Source organism: Streptomonospora halophila (assembly GCF_039542725.1).
GTDB classification, from domain to species: domain Bacteria; phylum Actinomycetota; class Actinomycetes; order Streptosporangiales; family Streptosporangiaceae; genus Streptomonospora; species Streptomonospora halophila.
Genome location: NZ_BAABIK010000016.1, coordinates 66452 through 90343, shown reverse-complemented (window position 1 = coordinate 90343; position 23892 = coordinate 66452). Strand labels below are relative to the sequence as shown.

The 23892-nt window shown below is 74.7% G+C and carries 23 protein-coding genes; 20 read left to right on the top strand and 3 right to left on the bottom strand.

The window, feature by feature from the left end; translation table 11 throughout:
* The 5 genes from priA (at nt 1) to ABEA15_RS15025 (ending at nt 4645) form a co-directional block, all read left to right on the top strand.
* Nucleotides 1-732, top strand: a complete 732-nt coding sequence (priA, locus tag ABEA15_RS15045) for a bifunctional 1-(5-phosphoribosyl)-5-((5-phosphoribosylamino)methylideneamino)imidazole-4-carboxamide isomerase/phosphoribosylanthranilate isomerase PriA (protein WP_344145839.1) — start codon at nt 1-3, stop codon at nt 730-732.
* Entirely contained in the window at nt 729-1499 is a 771-nt protein-coding gene (gene hisF / locus ABEA15_RS15040; RefSeq protein WP_345557108.1) for an imidazole glycerol phosphate synthase subunit HisF, read from the top strand. The genes priA and hisF overlap by 4 nt, the downstream gene beginning before the upstream one ends.
* Nucleotides 1500-1989: 490 nt before the next feature.
* Nucleotides 1990-2820 (top strand): CPBP family intramembrane glutamic endopeptidase, encoded by an 831-nt coding sequence (locus ABEA15_RS15035; protein ID WP_345557107.1) that lies wholly within the window; start codon nt 1990-1992, stop codon nt 2818-2820.
* Nucleotides 2817-3989, top strand: a complete 1173-nt coding sequence (locus ABEA15_RS15030) for a sensor histidine kinase (protein WP_345557106.1) — start codon at nt 2817-2819, stop codon at nt 3987-3989. The genes ABEA15_RS15035 and ABEA15_RS15030 overlap by 4 nt, the downstream gene beginning before the upstream one ends.
* Entirely contained in the window at nt 3986-4645 is a 660-nt protein-coding gene (locus ABEA15_RS15025) for a response regulator (RefSeq protein WP_344145830.1), read from the top strand. Before ABEA15_RS15030 ends, ABEA15_RS15025 begins: the two co-directional genes overlap by 4 nt.
* 22 nt (nt 4646-4667) lie before the next feature.
* On the opposite strand, the gene ABEA15_RS15020 is transcribed toward ABEA15_RS15025, so the two are convergent.
* On the bottom strand, nt 4668-5477 hold the full coding sequence (locus ABEA15_RS15020) for a maleylpyruvate isomerase family mycothiol-dependent enzyme (RefSeq protein WP_344145827.1): 810 nt from the start codon (nt 5475-5477) through the stop codon (nt 4668-4670).
* Between the two features lie 240 nt (nt 5478-5717).
* On the opposite strand from ABEA15_RS15020, the gene ABEA15_RS15015 reads away from it, so the two are divergent.
* Together ABEA15_RS15015 and ABEA15_RS15010 are read left to right on the top strand one after the other, a co-directional pair.
* On the top strand, nt 5718-7685 hold the full coding sequence (locus ABEA15_RS15015; RefSeq protein ID WP_345557105.1) for an ABC transporter ATP-binding protein: 1968 nt from the start codon (nt 5718-5720) through the stop codon (nt 7683-7685).
* Nucleotides 7682-9529: an ABC transporter ATP-binding protein gene (locus ABEA15_RS15010; RefSeq protein ID WP_345557104.1), complete on the top strand. Its 1848-nt coding sequence runs from the start codon at nt 7682-7684 to the stop codon at nt 9527-9529. Before ABEA15_RS15015 ends, ABEA15_RS15010 begins: the two co-directional genes overlap by 4 nt.
* A 21-nt stretch (nt 9530-9550) precedes the next feature.
* Here ABEA15_RS15010 and ABEA15_RS15005 read toward each other — a convergent pair whose 3' ends face one another.
* A complete protein-coding gene (locus ABEA15_RS15005; RefSeq protein ID WP_345557103.1) occupies nt 9551-10546 on the bottom strand; it encodes an SIS domain-containing protein in 996 nt (331 codons plus the stop codon).
* 161 nt (nt 10547-10707) lie between these two features.
* Between ABEA15_RS15005 and hisI the strand changes: the two genes are divergently transcribed.
* From hisI to ABEA15_RS14940, 13 genes are all read left to right on the top strand, one after another.
* Nucleotides 10708-11109, top strand: a complete 402-nt coding sequence (gene hisI / locus ABEA15_RS15000; RefSeq protein ID WP_344145815.1) for a phosphoribosyl-AMP cyclohydrolase — start codon at nt 10708-10710, stop codon at nt 11107-11109.
* On the top strand, nt 11106-11780 hold the full coding sequence (locus ABEA15_RS14995; RefSeq protein WP_345557102.1) for a Trp biosynthesis-associated membrane protein: 675 nt from the start codon (nt 11106-11108) through the stop codon (nt 11778-11780). Before hisI ends, ABEA15_RS14995 begins: the two co-directional genes overlap by 4 nt.
* Nucleotides 11780-12139, top strand: coding sequence for an HGxxPAAW family protein (locus ABEA15_RS14990; protein ID WP_345557101.1), 360 nt, complete (start codon nt 11780-11782; stop codon nt 12137-12139). The genes ABEA15_RS14995 and ABEA15_RS14990 overlap by 1 nt, the downstream gene beginning before the upstream one ends.
* A 124-nt stretch (nt 12140-12263) precedes the next feature.
* On the top strand, nt 12264-12620 hold the full coding sequence (locus ABEA15_RS14985; RefSeq protein ID WP_344145806.1) for a CD225/dispanin family protein: 357 nt from the start codon (nt 12264-12266) through the stop codon (nt 12618-12620).
* Nucleotides 12620-13060 (top strand): DUF2752 domain-containing protein, encoded by a 441-nt coding sequence (locus ABEA15_RS14980; protein WP_344145803.1) that lies wholly within the window; start codon nt 12620-12622, stop codon nt 13058-13060. Before ABEA15_RS14985 ends, ABEA15_RS14980 begins: the two co-directional genes overlap by 1 nt.
* Before the next feature lie 260 nt (nt 13061-13320).
* Nucleotides 13321-14127: an indole-3-glycerol phosphate synthase TrpC gene (trpC, locus tag ABEA15_RS14975; protein ID WP_344145986.1), complete on the top strand. Its 807-nt coding sequence runs from the start codon at nt 13321-13323 to the stop codon at nt 14125-14127.
* Between the two features lie 190 nt (nt 14128-14317).
* On the top strand, nt 14318-15553 hold the full coding sequence (gene trpB, locus ABEA15_RS14970; protein WP_344145800.1) for a tryptophan synthase subunit beta: 1236 nt from the start codon (nt 14318-14320) through the stop codon (nt 15551-15553).
* A 59-nt stretch (nt 15554-15612) separates the two neighbouring features.
* The gene (gene trpA / locus ABEA15_RS14965; protein WP_344145797.1) at nt 15613-16431 is read left to right on the top strand and encodes a tryptophan synthase subunit alpha; all 819 of its coding nucleotides are present in this window, start codon (nt 15613-15615) and stop codon (nt 16429-16431) included.
* Between the two features lie 273 nt (nt 16432-16704).
* A complete protein-coding gene (locus ABEA15_RS14960; RefSeq protein WP_344145794.1) occupies nt 16705-17220 on the top strand; it encodes a MauE/DoxX family redox-associated membrane protein in 516 nt (171 codons plus the stop codon).
* Between the two features lie 148 nt (nt 17221-17368).
* Complete coding sequence (locus ABEA15_RS14955; protein ID WP_345557100.1) at nt 17369-18385, top strand: thioredoxin domain-containing protein; 1017 nt, start codon at nt 17369-17371, stop codon at nt 18383-18385.
* Nucleotides 18386-18405: 20 nt separating this feature from the next.
* A complete protein-coding gene (gene lgt / locus ABEA15_RS14950) occupies nt 18406-19482 on the top strand; it encodes a prolipoprotein diacylglyceryl transferase (protein WP_345557099.1) in 1077 nt (358 codons plus the stop codon).
* 9 nt (nt 19483-19491) lie between these two features.
* A complete protein-coding gene (locus ABEA15_RS14945; RefSeq protein ID WP_345557098.1) occupies nt 19492-20616 on the top strand; it encodes a hypothetical protein in 1125 nt (374 codons plus the stop codon).
* A gap of 207 nt (nt 20617-20823) precedes the next feature.
* Complete coding sequence (locus ABEA15_RS14940) at nt 20824-21720, top strand: hypothetical protein (RefSeq protein ID WP_345557097.1); 897 nt, start codon at nt 20824-20826, stop codon at nt 21718-21720.
* A gap of 85 nt (nt 21721-21805) precedes the next feature.
* On the opposite strand, the gene ABEA15_RS14935 is transcribed toward ABEA15_RS14940, so the two are convergent.
* Nucleotides 21806-23575: a bis-aminopropyl spermidine synthase family protein gene (locus tag ABEA15_RS14935; protein WP_345557096.1), complete on the bottom strand. Its 1770-nt coding sequence runs from the start codon at nt 23573-23575 to the stop codon at nt 21806-21808.
* Between the last annotated feature and the right edge of the window lie 317 nt (nt 23576-23892).

The window sequence follows — 23892 nt, the reverse complement described above, 5'->3', positions numbered from 1 at the left end:
ATGTCCTCCACCCTTGAACTGCTGCCCGCCGTCGACGTGGCGGGCGGGCAGGCCGTCCAGCTCGTCCAGGGCAAGGCCGGCTCCGGCGGCCAGTACGGCGACCCCCTCCAGGCGGCGCTGGGCTGGCAGAGGGCCGGGGCGGAGTGGATCCACCTCGTCGACCTCGACGCCGCGTTCGGCCGCGGCCACAACCGCGACCTGCTGGCCGGCATCGTCGACCGCGTCGACATCCGCGTCGAGCTCTCCGGCGGCATCCGCGACGACGAGTCGCTCGGCGCCGCTCTCGCCACCGGCTGCACGCGCGTCAACATCGGAACCGCCGCACTGGAGAACCCCGACTGGTGCGCGCGCATCATCGCCGAGCACGGCGACCGCATCGCCATCGGCCTGGACGTGCGGGGCACCACCCTGGCCGCCCGCGGCTGGACCCGCGACGGCGGCGACCTGGACGCCACCCTCGACCGCCTGGAGTCCGAGGGCTGCGCCCGCTACGTCGTCACCGACGTCACCAAGGACGGCACGCTCAAGGGCCCCAACCTGGAACTGCTGCGCACCGTCGCCCGGCGCACGGACAAGCCCGTGGTCGCCAGCGGCGGCATCGCGACGCTCGACGACCTGACGGCCATCGCGGCGCTGACATCCGAGGGAGTGGAGGGCGCCATCATGGGCACCGCACTCTACGAGGGCGCCTTCACCCTGCAGGAGGCCCTGAAGGCGGTGCGCGCGGCATGACACTCGCGGTACGCGTCATCCCCTGCCTCGACGTCGACGCCGGGCGGGTGGTCAAGGGCGTCAACTTCCAGAACCTGCGCGACGCCGGCGACCCGGTCGAGCTGGCCGGCCGCTACGACGCCGAGGGCGCCGACGAGCTGACCTTCCTGGACGTCACGGCCTCCAGCGGCGACCGCGAGACCACCTACGACGTGGTGCGCCGCACCGCCGAGCAGGTCTTCATCCCGCTGACCGTGGGCGGGGGAGTGCGCACCCCCGAAGACGTCGACCGGCTGCTGCGCGCCGGCGCCGACAAGGTGGGCGTCAACACGGCCGCCGTCGCCCGCCCCGAGCTGATCCGGGAGATCGCCGAGCGCTTCGGCAGCCAGGTCCTGGTGCTGTCCGCCGACGTGCGCCGCACCGCGGGTGAGCACACCACCCCCAGCGGGTTCGAGGTCACCACGCACGGCGGTCGGCGCGGAACCGGCATCGACGCCGTCGAATGGGCCGCCCGCGGCGCCGAGCTGGGCGCCGGCGAGCTGCTGCTGAACTCCATGGACGCCGACGGCACCCGCGCGGGCTTCGACCTGGAGCTGATCCGGGCCGTGCGCGCGGTGGTGGGTATCCCGGTGATCGCCAGCGGCGGAGCCGGCGAGGTCGGCCACTTCCCCCCGGCGGTCGACGCCGGCGCCGACGCGGTGCTGGCCGCCAGCGTGTTCCACTTCGGCGAGTTCACCGTCGCCGACGTCAAGGCCGAGCTGCGCGCCCACGGCAACCCGGTGCGCTGACCCCGCGCTTCGTCGCAACGGCGCGGGCGGCTGCCTGGCCGGTGACGGCTGCGTCGGTCCGCTGACCTTCCGCGCGCCGGTCATCGGCGGCATCTGGGCGGCCGCGAACGGGCCGGGCGCCCGTTCCGCCGACCCGCGCCGCCCGTGGACCCGCGCCGTCCGCTCGTCCGCGAGCGGGCGGCGCGGTCGTGCGATCGGCCTGTACGCGAAGAAGGCGGCCGCGGGGGAGGCCGCGCGGGGAAGGCACCCGCCCGTCCGCCGGTTCCCCTGTGAGCCGCCGAGACGCCTCGTGCGGCGCGGTGCGCGGCGCCCCGGCGCGGGCCGCCGCCTCCCGCGGCCGGGCGCAGCGGCGATGCCGCCCGCCGATCTGTCCCCCGTGCGAGCTACACGCAGGTGTCCACCGCACGGTGACGATTGGGGACCCGCCCCCTCCGTAGCGTTCTCGGCGTCCGCGGCGGTCCGGCCGCGGGGAGTCGAGAAGGAGAGAATCATGAGAGTGGTCTGGCAGCTCCTGGCCGTCGTGGCCGTCGGCCTCGTCGGAGGCAACGTCGTGATGCTGGTGGAGGGCGACCCGTGGCTCACCCTCGCGGTCGGCCTTCTGACAGCCGCGCTGACCGTACTGGTCTACGCGTGGGTGGTGCGGCGCACCGAGAAGCGCGCCGTCGCGGAGGTCGCCCCGGCGGGCCTGGTGCCCCAGACCGCGCTGGGGACGCTGATGGGCGCCGCCCTCTTCGCACTGGTCGTCCTGAACATCTACTTCCTGGGGTTCTACGAGGTCGAAGGGGTGGGCTCGGTCGTCGGCGCCGTGGGGCTCGTCGGCTTCATGGCCGCCGCCGCGGTGACGGAGGAGGTGCTGTTCCGCGGTGTGCTGTACCGCATCATCGAGGAGAAGACCGGCACCTGGATCTCGCTGGTACTGACAAGTGTGCTGTTCTGCCTGTGGCACATGCCCAACGAGAACGCCACCGCGATGGGCCTCGTCGTGGCGGGCGTGGCCGGGGCCATGATCGCCGCCGCCTACGCCGCCACCCGCAACCTGTGGCTGCCGATCGGCCTGCACTTCGGCTGGAACTTCGCCGCCGGCGGCATCTTCAGCACCGAGGTCTCGGGCAACGGTGCCACCCGCGGGCTCCTGGACGCCGAACTGTCGGGCCCGGCCCTGATCACCGGCGGCGGGTTCGGGCCCGAGGGCAGCCTGTACTCGCTCGCCTTCTGCCTGCTGGCCGCGCTGGTGTTCCTGTGGACGGCCCACCGCCGCGGACGCGTGGTGCCCGTGCGTCGCGACGACCGGTCCGGCACCGGCGCTAAGCTGCCCCGGTGACCGCTCTTCCCCCGGTTATCCCGACTCGGCGGCTCCTCCGGTTCTGGCACCGGCTCGACGTCACGGTGCGCGACCTCCCGGCGGCCCTGCTGCTTCTGGCGGCCTCGTTCGTGCCGTCGCTGCACGGCCTGGGTACGCAGATCGGCAGCCTGCCGGACCGCCCGTTCGACGCCCTGGCCGTCGCGGCGGTCCTCCTCCAGTGCCTGCCGCTGGCCGTGCGCCGGAGGTGGCCGGCGCTGTGCCTGGCCCTGGTGGTGCTCGGCTTCGCCGTCGACCAGCTGCGCGGCTACCACCTGGTCGCGGGCACCGGGCTGGCCATCGCGCTGCTGAGCTCGGGCGCCCATCTGGAGCGGTACCGGCGCTCGGCCGTGCTGCTGCTGTCGGCGGCCTATGTGCCGTTCTCGATCGCGTTGGACCGGATCGACCCCGGCGAGACGTTCGTCGAGTTCGCCACGTTCTACCTGGCGCTCGTCATCCCGTGGGGCATGGGGGCGTGGCTGCGCTCCACCCGGGCCGCCGAAGCCGAGCACCGCCGCCGCGTGGCCGAGCAGACCCGCACCGCCGAACGCACGAGCATCGCCCGCGAACTGCACGACGTCGTGACCCACCACGTGACGGCGATGGTCGTCCAGGCCGAGGCCGCGCGGTATCTGACCGCGGCGCCCGAGCGCCTCGACCAGGCGCTGACCGCCGTCAGCGACACGGGTCGGCGGGCGACCACCGACCTGCGGCACCTGCTCGACCTGCTCAACCCCGACCACGGCACCGGGACCAGGACACCGCCCGCCGGCCGGCTGCTCACCCTAGTGGACCAGACGCGCCGGGCAGGGCAGCCGGTGGAGTTCGCCGAAGAGGGCACGCCGGCGGAGTCGACCGGCAGCGCCGACCTCGTGGCCTACCGGGTCGTACAGGAAGGGCTGACGAACGCCCTCAAGTACGCCGCCGGCAGGCCCACATCGGTCCGTGTGCACCACGCCGAAAGGGAGATCACGGTGGAGGTCGGCACAGAGGGCTCCGGCTCGGGGGCCGAGACCCCCGGCGGAAGCGGGCGGGGCCTGGCCGGCCTGCGCGAGCGGGTCGACGTCGTGGGCGGCGAGTTCAGCGCGGAGCGCCGGCCGGGCGGCGGCTTCCTCGTGCGGGCGCGGATACCCGCGGGCGGCGCGGCGTGACCGCGCCGATCCGGGTACTGGTCTGCGACGACCAGGTGCTGGTTCGCACCGGGCTGGTGACGGTCGTCGACGCCCAACCCGACATGGAGGTGGCGGCCGAGTGCGGCGACGGGCGGGCCGCGGTCGACCTCGCCGCCCGGCTGCGCCCGGACGTCGTGGTGATGGACGTGCGCATGCCGGTGCTCGACGGTATCGAGGCGACCCGCCTGCTGGCCGGCGCGGGGGTGGACGGTCCCGTCAAGGTGCTCGTGGTGACGACGTTCAACCTGGACGAGTACGTCTACGAGGCGCTGCGCGCCGGTGCGAGCGGCTTCCTGCTCAAGGACGCGCCGCCCGCCCAGCTGCTGCACGGGATCCGGACCGTGGCCACGGGCGCCGCGCTGCTGGACCCCGAGGTGACGCGCCGGCTCGTGGGCAGGTACGCCACCCGGATCCGGCCCGCCGAGCGCTCCGGGAAGGACACCCCGCTGACCCCCCGTGAACTGGAGGTCCTGCGCCTGGTCGCCGACGGCCTCTCCAACGGCGAGATCGCCGCGGCCCTGGTGCTCAGCCCGGAGACCGTCAAGACGTTCGTGTCGCGCATCCTGACCAAGCTCGACCTCCGCGACCGCGTCCAAGCGGTCGTCTACGCCTACCGCCACGGTCTGGCGACCTGACGCCCCGTGCGGGCGGCGCCGGTCAGGACCAGGCCACGCGCTCCAGCCAGAAGTCCAGCAGCGCGCGGTCGCCCTCGACCGCCACTCCCGCACCCTCGGCGGGGCGCCGCCGCATCAGCACGAGCAGGAGCTCCGCGGGAGGTCCGGTCACGGTCACCGCCGCGGGCCCCGTCCCGCGCCCGCACGCCAGCGCGTCGCCCGTCAGGTCCACCACCCAGCGCGGGCGCTCCGCCGGCGCCGTGCCGTCGGCCTCGAAGGCCAGTACACGCCCGGGACCCCGCAGCTCGCGCTTGCGCGGTTGAACGTCGAGCATCATCGGCAGCGACTCCAGCTCCATCCACTCGTCGACGGCGTCGATCGCCGAAGCCCGCTCCAGCGTGAAGCCGATCCCCAGCGCGCGGGCGGCGTCGGCCCGGTGCACCGCGCTCTCGTGGGCGAACCTGCGGGCGTAGAAGCCGGACCGGGCGCCCGGCACCGGAGTCCACACCCGGGCGCCCGGCCCGGCCGCGCGCAGGGTCGCCGCCAGACGCTCGGCCCCCTCGACCAGCCAGGCGCCCGCCGCCGCGCCGTCTCCGGCGCCGGCGGGGGAGGGGTCGGCGGAGGCGTCCTCCACGTCGCGCAGGATGCCCGCCGGCAGGGGCTCGGACGCGCGGGTGCGCACGGTCTCCTCGGCCCAGCGGTGCCCGCCCCACAGGTGGCGCACCAGGTTGCGCAGTGTCCAGCCGGGGCATGTGGGAACGGGGAGAGTCAGGTCGGCGCCGTCGAGGTGCGCCGCGAGAAGCCGGGTCTGCTCCACCAGGCGGTCGCAGAGGCGGTCGTGGTCCATGGGCATGGGGCCGACGCTAGACCGGGGGTGAGACGTTCGGGCGCCGCCGCGCGGCCGTGCGTCCGGATCCGGACACGACGCGCCGGCGCCCGGTGTGAGGCGGAATAGTCCGTGTGCGCCGTCCGCTGAACCTAATCGGCTACGGCCTTTCCGGCACGCCGGAGTAGGTTGTAGCGGCGGTGCCGTCGGGTCATCGGACGGCACCCGGCGACCGCTGCGAATTCGGGCCTACGGGCAGGGGGACCTATGCCGCACGACAGTACGAGCAGCCGCACACAGCACCGGGCGGTGTTCAGGCGCGGATTGCACGTGCTGTGGGTCGCCATCCGCACCGAGCCCGCCGTCTTCCTCGTCGCGGTCGCCGGTGCCGGCCTGCACGCCGCCGTCAGCGTCGCCTCGGCCGAGGTCATGGGCGGGATCACCGACCGGGTCGTGCTGCCCGCCTTCGAGAACCGCTCCACCACGGCCGCCGCCCTGTCGGCGGCCGCGGCGCTGCTGCTGGGCGTCGGCCTCGCCAAGGCGATCGGCCTGGCCGCCCGGCGGCTGTTCGCCGGGCTGATGCAGTTCCGCATGCAGGCCCGCTACCGGCGCAGCGTCTCGCGCACCTACCTGCGCCTGCCGCTGGCCTGGCACCACCGCCACGCCACCGGGCAACTGCTGTCCAACGCCAACGCCGACGTCGAGGAGGCCTGGCGGCCCCTCGCCCCGCTGCCCATGGCGATCGGCAGTGTCGCCATGCTCCTCATCGCCGCCGCCGCGATGGTGGTCACCGACCCGGTCCTGGCGACGATCGCGTTCGTGGTGTTCCCGGCGCTGGCCGTGGCCAACGTCGTCTTCCAGCGGCGCGTGTCGCCGGCCGCGACCCGCGCCCAGGCGCTGCGGGCCGAGGTCAGCGAGGTCGCCCACGAGTCCTTCGACGGCGCCCTCGTCGTCAAGAGCCTGGGCCGCGAAGACACCGAGACCGAGCGCTTCACCGAGGCCGCGCACCGGCTGCGCGACGCCCAGATCCGCGTCGGCCGGATGCGCGCCGCCTTCGACCCCGTCATGGAGCACCTGCCCAACTTCGGCATCCTGGCGGTGCTCCTGGTCGGCATGTGGCGGCTGTCCACCGGCGCGATCACGGCCGGCGAGCTGGTGCAGGTGGCCTACCTGTTCACCCTGCTGAGCCTGCCCATCCGGTCCTTCGGCTGGCTGCTGGGCGACCTGCCCCGCACCGTGGTGGCCTGGGACCGCGTCCAGGCCGTCCTCACCGCCGAGGGCTCGATGCCCTACGGCGAGCGGCGCGTCCCCCGCGGCAGCGGCGGCGTCGGGCTCGCCGCCCGCGGCGTCGGCTTCTCCTACGAGGACGCCTTCACCGGCGGCATGCGCGACCTCTCCGACGCCCCGGACACCGTCGCCGCCCAGCGCAGCACCGTGCTGCACAACGTCGACCTCGACATCGCGCCCGGGCGCACCGTGGCGCTCGTGGGCCCCACCGGCGCGGGAAAGTCCACGCTGACCACCGTGCTCACGCGCCTGGTCGACCCCGACACCGGAGCCGTCTACCTCGACGGCACCGACGTGCGCGAGCTGGACCGGGGCGAGATCGCGCGCGCCGCCGCGCTCGTGCCGCAGTCGACGTTCGTCTTCGAGGACACCGTCCGCGGCAACATCACCCTGGGCGCCGACATCGACGACGCCGACGTGTGGGCCGCCCTGCGGCTGGCCCGCGCCGACTCCTTCATCGCGGCCCTGCCCGAGGGCCTCGACACCAGCTTGGGAGAGCGCGGAACCAGCCTCTCCGGCGGCCAGCGCCAGCGGCTCGCCCTGGCCCGCGCGGTGGTGCGCAAGCCCCGGCTGCTCATCATGGACGACGCCACCTCGGCGGTCGACCCGCAGGTCGAGGCGCAGATCCTCGCCGGGCTGCGCGAGACCGACCTGGCCGCGACGGTGCTGGTGGTCGCCTACCGCCGCGCGACGATCGAGCTCGCCGACGAGGTCGTCTACCTGGAGCAGGGGACCGTGCGCGACCGCGGCACCCACGCCGAGCTGCTGGAGCGCTCCACCGGCTACCGGAGCCTCGTCACCGCCTACGAGCGCGCCGCCGCGGAGCGGGCCGGCGAGCCCGAGCCGGACGAGGGCGGCCCCGAACCCCGCGGCCTGCGCCCCGCTCGGGCCCCGGGCGGGGCCGGCGGCGACGAGCAGACCGACGAGACCAGGGAGACAGTACGTTGACAGCCCCCGCCGCCGACTCCGCGAGCCGCGCACCCGCCGACGAGGACGCCCCCGGCGAGGCCTCGCTCCAGAGCGGGCTGCAGCGCAGCGGCGACGGCGCCCTCGCCACCATCCGGCGCGGCCTGCAGCTCTCGCCGGAGTTCGCCCGCGGCCTGTGGCTGACCCTGCTGCTGGCCGTGGTGGCCACGGCCGGCAAGGTCATCGTGCCCATCGCCGTCCAGCAGATCATCGACCGCGGCATGGACACCGGCACCGGCCGCCCCGACATGGACTTCGTGATCACGACCGTGGCGCTGTGCGCGCTCACGCTCGTCGCCACCATGGCCAGCGCCTACGTCATGAACGTGCGGCTCTACCGCGCCACCGAGTCGGCGCTGGCCACCCTGCGCCGCAAAGCCTTCCGCCACGTCCACGACCTGTCCGTGCTCACCCAGAACAGCGAGCGCAAGGGTGCGCTGGTCGCCCGTGTCACCGCCGACGTCGACCAGATCAGCACCTTCATGCAGTGGGGCGGCCTGCAGCTGCTCGTGAGCATCGGCCAGCTGGTCGTGGCCACCGCGCTCATGGCCGTCTACTCCTGGGAGCTCGCCCTGCTGGTGTGGGTGTGCTTCATCCCTCTGCTGCTGGGCGCGCGCTGGCTGCAGAAACGGCTGTCCCGCGCCTACCTCAAGGTCCGCGAACGCACCGGCGACATGCTCGGCGCCATCGGCGAGACCGTCATGGGCGCCTCGGTCATCCGCGCCCACGCCACCGAGGAGCGCACCGCCCGCCGTGTCGACACCACCGTGCTGGCGACCCGCACCGCCCAGGTCAAGGCCCAGCGGCTGTCGATGGCCGTCTCGCCCTTCGCCGAGATCATCGCGGCCGTGGGCAACGCGGCCGTGGTCGTGGCCGGGGTGCTGCTGGGCATCGGCGGCGAGATCTCCGCGGGCGAGCTGGTGGCGTTCCTGTTCCTGATGACACTGTTCATCCAGCCCATGATGATGGCGACCGAGATCTTCAACGAGGCCCAGAACGCCATTGCGGGCTGGCGCCGCGTCCTGGGCATCCTCGACACCGTGCCCGACATCGCCGACCCCGGCGAGGCCGGCGCCGAGCTGCCGCGCGGCCCGGTGGCGGTGGGCTTCGAGGACGTGTCCTACGCCTACCCGGGCGGCCCCACCGTCCTCGACTCCGTCGACGAGCGGATCGCGCCCGGCACCCGCCTGGCCGTGGTCGGCGAGACCGGATCGGGAAAGACCACGTTCGTCAAGCTGCTCACCCGGCTGATGGACCCCGTCGAGGGCCGGGTCCTCGTCGACGGCACCGACCTGCGCGAGGTGGCCTTCTCGTCGCTGCGCGCCCGGATGGTGATGGTTCCCCAGGAGGGCTTCCTCTTCGACAGCTCGCTGGGCGCCAACATCCGCTTCGCCCGTCCCGAGGCCACCGACGCCGAGCTGGAGGCGGCCGTCGGCGAGCTCGGCCTCTCCGAGTGGCTCCGCGGCCTGGCCCACGGCCTGGACACCCCCGTCGGCCAGCGCGGCGAGTCGCTCTCGGCCGGCGAGCGCCAGCTGGTGGCGCTTGTGCGCGCCTACGTCGCCGACCCCGACCTGCTGGTGCTGGACGAGGCCACCTCGGCCGTCGACCCCGACACCGAGGTCCGCATCCAGCGGGCGCTGGACCGGCTCACCCGCGGGCGCACGTCCGTGGCCATCGCCCACCGGCTCTCCACCGCCGAGGCCGCCGACGAGGTCCTCGTCTTCGACGCCGGCCGCGTCGTCCAGCGGGGCAGCCACGACGAACTGGCCGCCCGCCCCGGCGTCTACGCCGACCTGTACGCCTCCTGGGTGCGCAGCTCCGCCTGAGGACCCGCGCCCGCGGGCCGCTCAGCCGGCGGCGCGCGACCGCTCACGCTCGGCCCACCAGTGCGCGGCCAGCAGCTCGGCGACCACCGGCTCGGTCAGCAGGCTGACGTCGGGGTCGCCGTCGCCCGGGTAGCGCACCGACATCGCCGCGCCCGGCACGTCGCCGCCGACGGCCACCGCCCGGCCGCGCAGCTGGAGCAGGTGGTCCATGGTGCGCTCGTCGTAGTGCGAGCCCGCGAACAGCAGCGCCCGGTAGTCGCCGACCGCGGCCAGGTAGCGGTCGGTGTGCGACCACTCGCCCGACTCCACCGCGTGGGCGGGCACGACCGGCCCCCGGCGCAGCGCCAGCGCACCCTGCTGGGCCGAGCTCAGCCGCTCCGCCGGCGCCGCCAGGTGCAGCCCGTCGGGCGAGCGCAGCGCCGCGGCCGCTCGCGGGACCCACTCCCGCGCCTGCTCCAGCAGCCCCGCCGTGGCGTTGGCGCAGCGCCGCAGGCTCACGGTCACGTCGCCGCCCACGCCCGGCGCGCCCAGCCGGTAGCCCAGCAGCAGCAACAGCGCCAGCGCGTGCTGGAAGGCGCGGCAGGCGAGCCCGCTGCGCTCCTCGCCCGCCGACAGCGGCACGAGAATATCGGCGTAGCGCGCCACCGGCCCGTCCAGTGCGTCGGTGAGCACCACGACCGCCGACTGCTCGACGTAGGCGTCCAGCGCCGTGCACAGCTCCCGCGCGCCGCCGCCCGCCTCGACGGCGACCACCAGCGTGTCCGGCCCCGGCGGCAGCGAGCGCTCCGCCGAGGCGTACTCGGCGACCGCGCCGAGCCCGGTCATCCGCATCCGCGCGGCCGCCGCCGCGCACGCATGGCGAGCCGCCCCCACCCCCAGCAGCAGGATTCCGGCGGGCTCGTCGTCCAGCAGCGCCGGCAGCGCCCGGAAGGGGTCCCGGCGCGAGAGCCGGTCGGCGAGCGCGGCGAGCGCGTCGGGTTTGCCGGCCAGATCGGCGGTGAGCAGCTCGGCGGACACAGCACTCCTGACGTCTGAGGCCTCTGCGCGGGGCGGGTGCGGCGTCAGAAACCTTACGGGGTCACCGGCCGGCACAAGCGCAGGGCGGGGCGGCGGGGGAGCGCGGCGGCGCGGAGCCGGCCCCGCCGCGACCTCCCGCAGCGGGCCCCTAGGCTGGGACCATGAGCACCACCCCTCCCGCAGGCGCCGCCGAACAGCGGCTCGCACCGGAGATCGCCGCGCGGCTCACGCGCAACCCCGACGGCCTGCTGCCCGCCGTCGTCCAGCAGTACGACACCGGCGAGGTGCTCATGCTGGCCTGGATGGACGACGAGGCGCTGCGCCGCACCCTGCAGACCGGCAGCGCCACCTACTGGTCGCGCAGCCGCCGCGAGTACTGGGTCAAGGGCGCCACCTCGGGCAACGTGCAGCGGGTCGTGGGCGCCGCGCTGGACTGCGACGGCGACACCCTGCTGATCAGGGTGGACCAGACCGGCGCCGCCTGCCACACCGGTGCCCGCACGTGCTTCGACGAGGGCGCACTGCCCCTCGGCGCCGGCGCCCGCGGCCGGGAGGCGCGGTGACCGCGCACCGCGCCGAGTTCGCGGTCGCCCTGTGCGCCGTGGCGGCGGGTGCGGGGGCCCTCGCCGGGGCCGCCGGGCGCACCTGGGCCCGCGCCCAAGTGGACGTCGGCGGCCCGGTGGCCGCCGCACCGGTCGAGCTGACCGGCGACGACGTCGCGCCCACCGCCTTCGCGATGGGTCTTGCCGGACTCGCGGCGCTGGCCGCCGTGCTGGCCACGCGCGGCCCCCTTCGGCGGGCGCTGGGCGGAGTCGTCGCCCTGTTCGGCCTCGCCGCGCTGGTCGGGGTGTGGCGCGGCACCCGCACGGCGGCCCTGCAGGAGGCCGCCGCCGACCGCGCCACCGCCAGCGGGGCCGTCGACGGCCTGCACCTAATCGCGCAGTGGCCCGGGCTGGCGGCGGCCGGCGCCGTCCTGCTGGCGGCCGCCGGCGCCTACACACTGGTCCGGGGTGCCGCCTGGCCCGCCATGGGCAGCAGGTACGATCGCCACAGCGCCCCGAGCGCGGCCCGCTCCAGCGACCCCGCCGAGCTGTGGAAGTCGCTCGACAGCGGTGCCGACCCTACTCTCGACCCCGGATCCGCCGAGGAGACCGGGGCGGCGGCCGTGAGCGGCCGCGCCGCATCGGGGCGGCCCGCCGCCCCCACCGACCACGAGAACCCGAAGGAGCCTTGATGGCCGACGAACACCACGAGGACCACGGCAACACCCTCGCGGGGTGGTTTCTGACCCTGTCCTGGATCGTCGTGTGGACCGCGGCCGCGCTGATGATCATGTTGATCGACCAGGACGTGGTGCTGTGGTCCACCGTCGCCCTGGGGCTCAGCATCGTCTGCGCCGCCGTCGCCGGCATCATGAAGAAGGTCGGGCTGGGCCGCAGGCACCCGCGCCCCACGCCGCTGACCCGCGAGGAGTGGGAGGCGCAGCGCTCCGGCGCGGACGCCGGCACCGCGGCGTCGGACGAGGCGGAGGAGGCGGACGCGCCGTCCCACGCGTCCGAGGAGGCGTCCGGCGAGAAGGCCGCGGCCCGCTGATCGCGGAGGGCGCGGCCCCGCCGCCCGCAGCCGAGTAGGCTTCCGTGGCACACTGCTCGGACGGCGCCGCGCTGGAGCTGCGGTGCCGCCTCCAGAATCCCCGACCCAGGAAGCCGCACCGAAAATGAGCTACGGCACCCCGCCCGGTCCGCCCCCCGGAAACTACAACCCTCCGCCCGGCGGCTCCGGCGGCTATCCTCCCGGCGCCCGCGCCGACCCGCCCAACGACTTCCTGGTCCCGGCCATCCTGTCGATGTTCTGCTGCTGGCCCCTGGCGATCCCGGCCATCCTCTCGGCGGCCAAGGTCAACGCCCAGTGGAACCTCGGCGACTACACCGGAGCCCAGGAGCGCGCCGCCCGGGCCAAGAAGTTCACGATCATCGCCGTGGTTGTCGGCGTGGTCGTCTACGTGCTCTCGACCGTGGGCTACTTCGGCATCATCGCCGCCGTGGTCAGCAACACGCCCACCACCACGTACTGATGGCACCCGGCACCACCGGAGCGCCGCGGCGCCGCCTGCATCCCGGGGCGGCGCCGCTGCTGCTGGGCGCGGCCGGGATCGCCGGCGCCACGCTGCTGCACTTCGTGGACCCCAACGAGGCCGGGCACTATCCCACCTGCCCGTGGCTGCTGGTCACCGGCACGTGGTGCCCCGGGTGCGGTGCGATGCGGGCGGTGCACGCGCTGACCGAACTGGACGTCGTCGGCGCCCTGCAGATGAACGCCCTGCTGCTGGCGGTCGCGCCGTTCATCGCCTACAGCTATCTCCGCTGGCTGTATCGGTCCTTCCGGCCGGCGCCCCCGCGCACGGCTCCTGCGAAGGCCGTGCACCCCGGCTGGCTGTACCTGTTCCTGGGCGTGCTGATGGCGTTCTGGGTGGTGCGCAACCTGCCCTTCGGCCAGTTCCTCGCCCCCGGATAGCCGACCGCTCGGACTCCGGGCGCGCCAAACCGGGGGACGTGGCCACGGCGGCACTCGGACTCGATACGATCGGTAGTACCCGAACGCGAGGCGGTCCCCGCGGTCCGGTGCCCGGCCCCGGCGCGGTACCGCGGCGGGCGCGCCCGGCCCGCCACGCCGCGACCGCTTCGGCCGCGGGAACCCGACGACCCCGGTGCTACCCGTTGCGCGCGGGGATGGTCCGGATCCGCACCACCGGCGATATGAGGGGGCAGTCCCACGTGAGCGTGCTCGACGAGATTGTCGGGGGAGTGCGCGCCGATCTCGCCGATCGGCAGGCGCACACACCCCTGGAGCGGCTCAAGGAGCTGGCTGAGTCCGCGCCGCGGCCCCGGGACGCGGCCGCCGCGCTGCGCCGCCCCGGCGTGCAGGTCGTCGCCGAAGTCAAGCGCTCCAGCCCGTCGAAGGGTGAGCTCGCCACCATCACCGACCCCGCCGCCCTCGCCCGCGACTACGCCGACGGCGGCGCCGCCCTCATCAGCGTGCTGACCGAGCAGCGGCGCTTCAACGGGAGCCTGGCCGACCTCGACGCGGTCCGCGCCGCGGTGCCCACCCCGCTGCTGCGCAAGGACTTCATCGTCAGCTCCTACCAGCTGTGGGAGGCGCGCGTGCACGGCGCCGACGCCGTGCTGCTGATCGTCGCCGCGCTGGAGCAGGAGGCGCTGGTCTCCCTGGTGGAGCGGGCGCACTCGCTGGGCCTGACGCCGCTGGTGGAGGTGCACACCGAGGACGAGGTCGGGCGCGCACTGGACGCCGGGGCCACCGTCGTCGGCGTCAACGCCCGCGATCTGAAGACGCTGCAGGTCGACCGCGACACCTTCGCCCGCCTGGCGCCGCTGATCCCCTCCGACCGCGTCCGCGTCGCCGAGTCCGGCGTGCGCGGGCCCCACGACCTGCTCGCCTACGCGGGCCACGGCGCCGACGCGGTGCTCGTGGGCGAGAGCCTGGTCCGCGGCCGCCACCCGCGCGACGCCGTCGCCGACCTCGTGACGGCGGGCGCGCACCCCGCGCTGCGGGACCGGGGCTGACCGTGCAGGCGCCGCGGCCCCCGGCCCTGCCGGCCGCCTGCGCGCGATGGCCCTAGGGGGCCCTCGCGCCGCCGCGCGACGGCCCCCGCAGCCGCGCTGACCTCCAGCCGGCCGGCGACCGGGGCTGTTGCCCGGCGCGCCGGCCTCCGACAGCCGAGGGCGCGCGCCGCGCGCCGACATGGAGAACCACATGGCATCCCCGACACCTGACCCCGGCGGCTCCCGCCGGCCCGACGAACGCGGGCACTACGGCCGCTACGGCGGCCGGTTCAGCCCCGAGGCCCTGATCGCCGCGCTCGACCAGGTCGCCCAGGAGTGGGAGAAGGCCAAGAGCGACCCCGGCTTCCGCGCCGAGCTCGACGCCCTGCTGCGCGACTACACCGGACGCCCCAGCCTGCTGACCGAGGCGCCGCGCTTCGCCCGGCACTGCGGCGGCGCCCGCGTGCTGCTCAAGCGCGAGGACCTCAACCACACCGGCTCCCACAAGATCAACAACGTGCTCGGCCAGGCGCTGCTGACCAAGCGCATGGGCAAGACCCGGGTGATCGCCGAGACCGGCGCGGGCCAGCACGGCGTGGCCACCGCCACCGCCTGCGCCCTGATGGGGCTCGACTGCGTCATCTACATGGGCGAGGAGGACACCCGCCGCCAGGCCCTCAACGTCGCCCGCATGCGGCTGCTGGGCGCCGAGGTCGTCCCGGTCTCCGTGGGCAGCCGCACCCTCAAGGACGCCATCAACGAGGCGTTCCGCGACTGGGTGGCCAACGTCGACTCCACCCACTACCTCTTCGGCACCGTGGCCGGGCCGCACCCGTTCCCGGCGCTGGTGCGCGACCTGCACTACGTCATCGGCGAGGAGGCCCGCTCCCAGGTGCTCGACCTGACCGGGCGGCTGCCCGACGCGGTGGCGGCCTGCGTGGGCGGCGGCTCCAACGCCATGGGCATCTTCGCCGCGTTCCTCCCCGACACCGGGGTCGCCCTGTACGGCTTCGAGGCCGGCGGGGACGGCGTCGCCACCGACCGCCACGCCGCCGCGATCTCCGGCGGCGCCCCCGGCGTGTTCCACGGCGCCCGCACCTACGTGCTCCAGGACGACTACGGCCAGACCCTGCCCAGCCACTCCATCTCGGCCGGACTGGACTATCCGGCCGTGGGCCCCGAGCACGCGTGGCTGGCCGACGCCGGACGTGTCACCTACCGGGCCGTCACCGACGCCGAGGCGATGGAGGCGTTCCGGCTGCTGAGCCGGACCGAGGGCATCATCCCGGCGATCGAGAGCGCCCACGCGCTGGCCGGGGTGCGGCGGGTCGGCACCGAGCTGGGGCCCGAGGGCGTCGTCGTGGTCAACCTCTCCGGCCGCGGCGACAAGGACGTCGACACCGCCGCGTCCTACTTCGGCCTCGTCGACGGCGAGGAGTCGGCGTGAACGGGCGGACGAGCGGCGGCGCGGGCGCACGGCCCGGCGGGCGAGACGAGCGAGGGACGATGAGCCAGACCACACTGCAGGCCGCGCTGGCCCGGGCCGCGGACGAGGGGCGGGCCGCCCTCATCGGCTACCTGCCGGCGGGGTTTCCCGACCCCGACTCCTCCATCGCGATCATCGAGGCGATGGTCCAGGGCGGCTGCGACGTCGTCGAGGTCGGGCTGCCCTACTCCGACCCGACGATGGACGGCCCCACCATCCAGCGGGCCGCCGACACCGCCCTGGCGGCGGGCACCACCCCGCCCGACGTCCTGCGTGTGGTCGAGGCCACCGCCGCCACCGGGGCCGCGGCGCTGGTCATGACCTACTGGAACCCCGTCGAGCGCTACGGCCCGGAGCGCTTCTGCGCCGACCTGGCCGCGGCGGGCGGCGCCGGCGTGATCACCCCCGACCTCATCCCCGAGGAGGCCGACGAGTGGTTCGCGGCCACCGACGCCGCGGGCCTGGACCGGATCTTCCTGGTCGCGCCCTCCTCGACCGACGAGCGGCTGCGGCTGACCGCCCGGGCCTCGCGCGGGTTCGTCTACGCCGCCTCGCTGATGGGTGTCACCGGCACCCGGGCGCAGGTCTCGGGCACCGCGGAGAAGCTGGTCGCCCGCACCCGCGCCGCGATCGGCGGCTCCGGGCTCTCCGTGTGCGTGGGACTGGGCATCTCCAACCGGTCCCAGGCCGCCGAGGTGGCCGCCTACGCCGACGGCGTCATCGCCGGAGCCGGGTTCTGCCAGCGGGTGCTGGACGCACCCGACCTGGAGACCGGCACGGGCGCGGTGCGCGCCTTCGCCGAGGAGCTCGCTCTGGGCGTACGCGCCGGCCGGTCCTGACCAGGCAGGCGAACGACCGGGCCGCCGCCCGCCGGCGTGGAGGTAAAGCCGGGTAAGACAGGTAAGAGTTCCGTGAGATTGCCCCCTCCGGCGCCTTGGGCGGGCATGCCCGGGCGGGGGTGCGCGGTTACAGTTCGGCGAGGACGCCCGGCGGCCGCGGCCGCAGCGGACTGCGCGTGCCGTCGCGCTGACCTAGAGTAGTATGCGCACGGTGCGCGCCGGAAGAACCGGTGCCCTCGCCGAAGTGACCGCCTCGCCCCCGGGAACCCTTCATTGGACACAACACACGATTCGGCGCCAGCGACCAGCTCCACCGCGGCCCGCCGCTGGTCGGCGGTCCAGCCCTGGGCGACGCTGCTGGCGCGCCTGGGTCTGGCCGGGGTGCTGGCGTTCGCCGCCGTGAGCAAGCTGCCGCCGGCGCTGTCGGTGCAGTCCGTCGAGGCCTACCAGCTCTTCTCGCCCGAGCTGAGCCGCTTCATCGGCTTCACGCTGCCGCTGCTGGAGCTCGCTCTGGCACTGCTGCTGGTCGTCGGCATGGCCACGCGCTACGTCGGCGCCGCCTCGGGACTGCTGATGCTGGTGTTCATCGCGGGCATCGCCTCGGCGTGGGCGCGCGGGCTGAACATCGACTGCGGATGCTTCGGCACCGGCGGCCAGGTCGCCGAGGGCGAGACCCGCTACGGGCTCGACATCGCGCGCGACCTCGGCTTCCTCGCTCTGGCCGCGGTCGTCACGATCTGGCCGCGCTCGCCCCTGGCGCTGGACCGGCTGTTCGGCCTCTACCGCTGAACAGACCGCCGGGAGCCGCGGCGAGGCCCCGCCCCTATCGGGCGGACGCGGCGCATACCCGGCGTGCTCACGAACCGGCCGCCCGCCGGGCGACGGCGGCCACATCCGCGAAGAGACAGAACAGACTACGGATCACGGTGATCGGCTGATGGGCAAGGCTGCGCGGGAGGCGTCCCGCGAACGACTGAAGCGGGAACGGGAGCAGGCGAAGAAGCGCGCCGCGCGGAACAGGATGCTCGGCGTCGGCGGCGCCGCGCTCGCGGTGGTGCTGATCGTGGTCGGCGGCGGCTACTTCTTCTTCACCCAGCAGCGGGCGCAGGAGCAGGCGTTCGCGCAGCGCTACGAGGACCTGCCCGCACAGACGCTGCAGGAGGACGGCAGCGTCGTGCTGGGCGACAAGGGCACCGAAGCGCCCGTGGTCGAGGTCTACGCCGACTTCCAGTGCCCGGCCTGCAAACAGTTCGAGGACGCCAGCGGCCCGACCCTGCAGCAGTTGGCCGCCGAGGGCGAGGCCGTCGTGCACTACCGCCCGGTCAGCATCTTCGCCCAGGCGCAGTCCCCGATCAGCGACAACTCGCTGCGCGGCGCGGCCGCGGCGCGGGCGGCCGCCGACTACGGCAAGTTCGTCCAGTACAACGACCGGCTGTTCGAGAACCAGCCCGCCGAGGGGTCGAAGGGCTTCTCCACCGCGGACCTCAAGCAGTGGGGCACCGACCTCGGCATCGACGACCCCGACTTCGCCAAGCGGGTCGAGGCCGAGAGCACGGTGGTCGACACCTTCACCGGCGAGTACCTGCCCGAGCTGACCCGGAAGGCGCAGAACCGGCTGAGCGGCGACGAGATCCAGAAGATGGGCGTGGGCGGCCTCATGGAGTGGGGCGACGAGCACGGCGTCGACAACTCGTTCCTCCAGGACACCTACGTCAAGGAGGTCCTCGATGCCACGTCGGCGGTCAAGGACCGGTACTCTTCCGGAGCGAACGCGTTCAACGGGACCCCGTCGGTCTACGTCAACGGCGACAAGATGGGCGACGCCGCCTTCTCCGGCGACGGCGTCCGCGAAGCGGTGAAGCAGGCCGGGCCCGGCGAGGTGAGCACCGAACCGCTCGCCGCGGACGCCGGCGCGTCCGCAGGAGCCTCGCCCGAGCCAGAAGTCTCCCCCTGACCCAAGGACAGATCCGCGCGATGACGAATTCGCTGATCGCCCCCGAGGGCGCGGCCGCGACCGGCCGCGCCCTCGCGGCCATCCCCAGCCCCGAGGTGAGTTCGATCTCGCTCGGGCCGGTGACCATCCACTTCTACGCGCTGTGCATCCTCGCCGGGGTCGTCGCCGCGGTGTTCTGGAGCGAGCGCCGCTGGGCGGCCATGGGCGGCGAGAAGGGCACCATCGTCGACCTCGCGGTGCCCGCGGTGCTGCTGGGGCTGGTCGGCGGCCGCCTTTACCACGTCATCAGCGACTACCAGCTGTACTTCGGCCCCGGCCGCAACCCGGTCGAGGCGCTCTACATCTGGAACGGCGGGCTGGGCATCTGGGGCGCCATCCCGCTGGGAGCGGTGGGCGTCTGGTGGGTGGCCCGGCGCCGCGGGATCTCGCTGTCCAAGCTGTCCTTCGCCATCGCCCCGACGATCCCGCTGGCCCAGGCCCTGGGCCGCTGGGGCAACTACTTCAACCAGGAGCTGTTCGGCAAGCCCACCGACCTGCCCTGGGCCGTGCACATCTCGCTGGACTACACCTACAACTCCGAGGGCGCCCCGCGGCCGGGGATGCAGCCGCTGCCGGGAAGCAGCACGGAGTACTACAGCACCTACCACCCCACGTTCCTCTACGAGTCGCTGTGGTGTCTCGCACTCGCGGTGCTGCTCGCCTGGCTGGGCAGGCGTTACGGCGACCGGCTGGACGGCGGGCGGCTCTTCGCGGTCTATATCATGGGCTACTGTGTGGGACGGTTCTGGATCGAGTACCTGCGCGTCGATCCTGCGCACGAGATTCTGGGCCTGCGGCTGAACAACTGGACCTCGGTACTGGTGCTCGCCGCCGCACTCGCCTACTTCGTGTGGGCCGGGCGGCGCCTGGACGCATTCTCCAGCCGGGTGGTCCCCGCGGGCCACGACGTCGGGACCGAGGTCTTCGACACCGACCCCGCCACGTCCCAGGACGGCGGCGACACCGGATCCGACGGCGGTTCCGAAGCCGCGGACCCGGAGACAGGAACAGCCGGACGGCCGAAGGGCAGGGGCACCGCGCCGTCCGAGGATGGATGAGTTGACCACGTGAGCAAATCCGACTCCACCGGACGAGCAGGCCGAAAGCGCTCGCGCCGGGACGCGCCGGCCCGCGCGCCCCGCGAGCGCTACGCGGCCGACGACGGCTACGACGACCGCGGCGGCGCCGCTGACACGGGCGGCTCGCGCCGGGGCGGCCGGACCGCAACCGCCACCGCCCCGCGCGCCGCCGAGGACACCGGCCAGAGCGAGCGGGCCGAGCGCGGCGGCCGCCGGACTGCCCAGAACCGCGGCCGCCGCTCGGGCCGCTCGGCGCCCTCCGTCGACCCCGTCTCCAAGTTCTCCGCCTCCGCGCTGCGGCGCGTGAGCGTCCTGGGCGACCGGCCCAGCCAGGTCGTCTACACCCTCGCCGAGCAGAGCATGCGCAAGCGCGGCACCGCGTTCCTGGCCACGCTGCTCGTCCTGTGCGTCGTCGCGCTGGTGGCGCTGCTGGGCGTACTCGCCTACCAGTTGGCCACCGAGTCCGGCGACACCCCGGGCAGCGGCGACAGCAGTTCCATCGTGGCGCCCCCCGAGGGGCACTCCACCCTGGTGCCCGACCTGTACCAGGCCCAGCCCCAGGACGAGGCGTTCGACCCCATCGCCGAGCGGGGCGACGGCTCCGGCCAAATCCCGAAGGACAAGGTCTTCGGCTCCGACACCGAGAAGCTGGAGCTGGACGGCCACAAGCTCGTCCGGGACGAGACCGGGGTGACCGACACCTGCACCTCCCTGGTCTGGGGCGAGGAGGCCGCACAGGCGCTGGTCGACGGCGAGTGCACCTCCGCCGCCAGCGCCGTCTACCTGGACGGCGACGGCGAGTACGTCGCCCAGTTCACGCTTTTCGACCTGGCCGACGCCGACTCGGCCGACGCCGTGTCCACGGCGCTCGACCCCGGCGACTCCTCGACGGCCCCGGGATTCCTGCTGCCCCAGAAGGACGGCGTGGAGGGCCTGCACAAGGGCTACAGCCAGGCCACCGCACAGGTCATGGGACACTACCTGGCGGTGTACTGGGTGGCGCGGACCGACGGCGAGCAGCCCGGCGACGGCGAGACCCTCTCCACCTTGAACGTGGCGGCGATGAACGCCTCGACGTGGGTCTACCGCCAGGTCGGCGAGGCCGAGCAGTAGGACCGGGCCGGCCCGGGCGCCGCGACGGCTGCGCCCTGCGCCGGGACCGGGACGCGGAGGCCCGGCGGCCGGCGGCTCGCGGGCGGCCGGGATCGCCCGGTTCCGCCCGCAAGCTAGGATTTGCGGACCGGCGGCATGGTCACCCGCGGCTCCGCCGCCCCTCCCGCTACATGAATCACAGCCCCCGCGACCGTCCGAGAGGTTCTGGTGTCTTCTAAGTCGTCTGTTTCCGGTACCCCCGGCCGGCGGAGGAAACCCGACGAAGCCGACTCCATCGAGGGTCTGGCCGCACCTCCCGATCGCCGCAAAGGAGCCCGGCGCAGGCGCAGGCGCTCCTCCCGCGCCAAGGCGCCCGGCACGAAACTGCTGCCTCTCCTGCTCGGTGCCCTCGGAGTCGCCGTGGTGGCGCTGGCCGTGGTGCTCGTCCTGCAGTTCGTCGGCGGCGGTGCCCAGGCCCCGGAGGACCCGGTGCCCGCCGCGTTCGAGATCCACGACTCGGGCAGCGAGGTGCTGGCCACGCGGGAGGTCGACTCGCGCCCTCTGAACAAGGGCGAGCTGTTCGGCGAGGACGCCAAGACGATCGAGAGCGAGAGCCAGGGCATCTCCTTCGAGCTGCAGACCTCCTCGCTGGGCGATGACTGCGCCTCGGCGGTGTGGGGCGAGGCGGTGCGCAGCGCGCTGGCCGATGCCGACTGCACCCAGGCGGCGCGGGCGGGCTACACCTCCGCCGACTACGTCGGCGCGGTCGCGATGTTCAACCTCAAGGACGCCGAGGCCGCGCAGGCCGTGGCGACGGCGCTCCAGCCGCCCAAGGACACGCAGTCGAAGCAGACCGGGTTCATCTCCGTGCCCACCCCCGAGGAGGACCCGTTCTCCAGCCTGGGCGCCGGCTACAGCGCCGCGGAGGCCACCGTCAGCGGCCACTACCTGACCGTGCTGTGGGTGCAGTCCATCGAGTCCGACGACCCGGCGGCGCGCGAGAGCCTCGTCTCGCCGCTGATCGCGCTGAACAGCTTCCGCGACCCGCTGTACAACCGCGAGGTCCAGCTGGAGACCTTCGAAGAAAACCAGGAGAACCAGCAGGGGACCACCGCGGTGTCCTGATGCCGGGGCGGCGCCGCCGGGTCGTGGCCGGGTCGGGCGGACCGCGGGTCACCGCCGGCGGAACCGGGTCCCCGGAGCGCCGCGATCACTCCCGCCGGCCGTCCCTGGCGTCTTCGTTGGACGGCCCGGCGGCCGCGGCGGCCGCCCGTGCGGCCAGCTCCGCGGCCGCCGCGCGCAGCAGGGGCATGCGGTGCGCCGGCAGATCGAGCAGCGTGTGTCCGCTGAGCCAGGGTGCGGCCTCGGCCACCGCGTGGCGGGCCGTGCGCTTGTTGACCGGGGTGCCGGCCTCGGCGGCCACCCGCACCAGCCCCTCGCGCAGCGTGGCGGCCAGCCTGCCGTGGGCACGGCGCTGGCAGTGCAGCAGCAGCCGCTCGGCCGGGTCGCCGCCGACCGGGCGCTGCGTGGTGTACACCGTGGTCAGCCGCGGCCCCGGAGTCCCGCGCAGAAAGCGCACGCTCCAGCGCGGCTCCAGCAGGCCGATCAGCTCCTGCTGGCCCGCCCGGTCGCGGACCTGCGGGTGGGAGGCGGGCACGACGGCGGCCGCCTCGGGGCCCGGTGCGGCCTGCAGGGCGCGCGCCAGCAGGTCCTCCCAGCCTCCGGTCAGGTTCACGGCGGCGCGCCCGGCCTCGACCGGGCTCTGCAGCCACGTGCCGAGCAGGACGCGGCGCGGCGTGCGGGGCTCGCCGCCGCCGGGCCCGGACACGGGCTCCAGCGCGCCGTCGGGCCACTCGCCGACGGCGGACTCGGCGGCGACACGCTCCACCACGGCGCGCGCCTCGGCCTCCCCGAGCGCGCCCGCCGCCTCGGCGGCGTTGGCGCCGCGGCTGTAGACGCGGGCCCGGGCACCGGTGCCGCCGCGGCCCTGCCGGGGCGTGCGGCCGGTGGGCCGCAGCACGTACAGGTCGCTGGCCGCGCCGATGGCCTCGGCGCCCAGATAGCGGTTGAAGTCGGGCCACAGCGCCTCGGTGACCAGGCCCAGTCCGCTCAGCCGCGCCTGTGTTCCGGCTGTCAGCGCCGGTGTGGTCTCGCTGGCGCCGTAGGCCAGCAGCACCCGGCCGTGCCGGGAGTCGGCGAGGCCCTCCAGACCGCGGCGCACGAACAGCTCCACCCCCTCGGGGGTGTAGGGCGGGTCGGTGAAGACCGCGTCCGCTCCGCCGCGCACCGCGTCGGGAAGGCCCAGCCGCAGGTCGGCGAAGTGGCAGTGCACGGGCAGGCCGAGCCGGGAGGCGGCGTCGTCGATGTAGGCGAGCATCCGCTCGTCGATGTCGACCGCGACGGCCTGCAGCCCGGGGCAGACGAGGGCCGCGGCGAGCGCGGTGAGGTCGTGGTCGCCGACGCACAGCAGCCGCGTGCCGGCCGCGTGGAAGCGTGCCTGCAGCATCAAACCGCGGCGCAGCGCGGTGTCGGCGGTGGCGGAGACGTGGTCCAGGTCGGTGCGGGGCGCGGGAGCCCCGTCCACGAGGCGGCGGAGCTCGGCGGCGGCCTCCTCGTGGCCGCCGCGCAGGTGGGCCACGGGGTCGGCGGTCTGGGGCCGGTCGTAGTCGGCGTAGTCGCCGGGACGCACGAGCCGTACGCGGGCGCCGTCGGCGTCCCACTCGACCTCGCCGGCGAGCGCGTCGAGCACGCCCTGGACCGTCCGGTGGGCCACAGCCGTTCGGCGCACCAGCTCGCGCGGCGACCACCAGCCCCCTTCGGCGAGGGCGGCCGGTACCCGGTGCGCCCGCGCCGGGCCGCCTCCGCGGCCCTCCAGGAGCCCGTCGGGTCCGGGGGGCGGTGCGGAGCGGGCGGGCGGGGGGCCGGGAAAGGACGGCGGGTGGGGGCGGCCGGAGCGGTCGGCGGCGGTGTCGTCGTGCACCCTCCGATCATCGCGTATCCGCCGCGCTGCCCTCGCCGCCGCCTGCGCGCGCCCGCGCCCGTGCAGCCGGGCGGCGGCCGGCTCCGCGTGCGGCGCCGATCCCGGTGCGTGCTCCGGAGTGCGCGGCGGGCCGGCGGACGCGGGTGTCGCCGGCCTCACCGTCGTTCGGGCGGGTGTGGCGCGGGTCGCAGGCGAATCTCACTGCGGCTTTATGTCCTGTCTGTTGCCTGCGGGTACGCTGAGTGTGAACCGCGGCTCACCCCGGTGCACACCGCCGGATCGGGGGCGGGATACGGTTCTAGCGCTTACTTTGCCGC

What these genes read in the sequence shown, in the direction of transcription:
- ABEA15_RS15020 (WP_344145827.1), bottom strand. Translation starts at nt 5,477, where the DNA reads ATGCCCATGGACCACGACCGCCTCTGCGACCGCCTGGTGGAGCAGACC.
- ABEA15_RS15035 (WP_345557107.1), top strand. Translation starts at nt 1,990, where the DNA reads ATGAGAGTGGTCTGGCAGCTCCTGGCCGTCGTGGCCGTCGGCCTCGTC.
- ABEA15_RS14980 (WP_344145803.1), top strand. Translation starts at nt 12,620, where the DNA reads ATGGCACCCGGCACCACCGGAGCGCCGCGGCGCCGCCTGCATCCCGGG.
- hisF (WP_345557108.1), top strand. Translation starts at nt 729, where the DNA reads ATGACACTCGCGGTACGCGTCATCCCCTGCCTCGACGTCGACGCCGGG.
- trpB (WP_344145800.1), top strand. Translation starts at nt 14,318, where the DNA reads ATGGCATCCCCGACACCTGACCCCGGCGGCTCCCGCCGGCCCGACGAA.
- ABEA15_RS14990 (WP_345557101.1), top strand. Translation starts at nt 11,780, where the DNA reads ATGGCCGACGAACACCACGAGGACCACGGCAACACCCTCGCGGGGTGG.
- hisI (WP_344145815.1), top strand. Translation starts at nt 10,708, where the DNA reads ATGAGCACCACCCCTCCCGCAGGCGCCGCCGAACAGCGGCTCGCACCG.
- ABEA15_RS15015 (WP_345557105.1), top strand. Translation starts at nt 5,718, where the DNA reads ATGCCGCACGACAGTACGAGCAGCCGCACACAGCACCGGGCGGTGTTC.
- ABEA15_RS14955 (WP_345557100.1), top strand. Translation starts at nt 17,369, where the DNA reads ATGGGCAAGGCTGCGCGGGAGGCGTCCCGCGAACGACTGAAGCGGGAA.
- lgt (WP_345557099.1), top strand. Translation starts at nt 18,406, where the DNA reads ATGACGAATTCGCTGATCGCCCCCGAGGGCGCGGCCGCGACCGGCCGC.
- ABEA15_RS14985 (WP_344145806.1), top strand. Translation starts at nt 12,264, where the DNA reads ATGAGCTACGGCACCCCGCCCGGTCCGCCCCCCGGAAACTACAACCCT.
- trpA (WP_344145797.1), top strand. Translation starts at nt 15,613, where the DNA reads ATGAGCCAGACCACACTGCAGGCCGCGCTGGCCCGGGCCGCGGACGAG.
- priA (WP_344145839.1), top strand. Translation starts at nt 1, where the DNA reads ATGTCCTCCACCCTTGAACTGCTGCCCGCCGTCGACGTGGCGGGCGGG.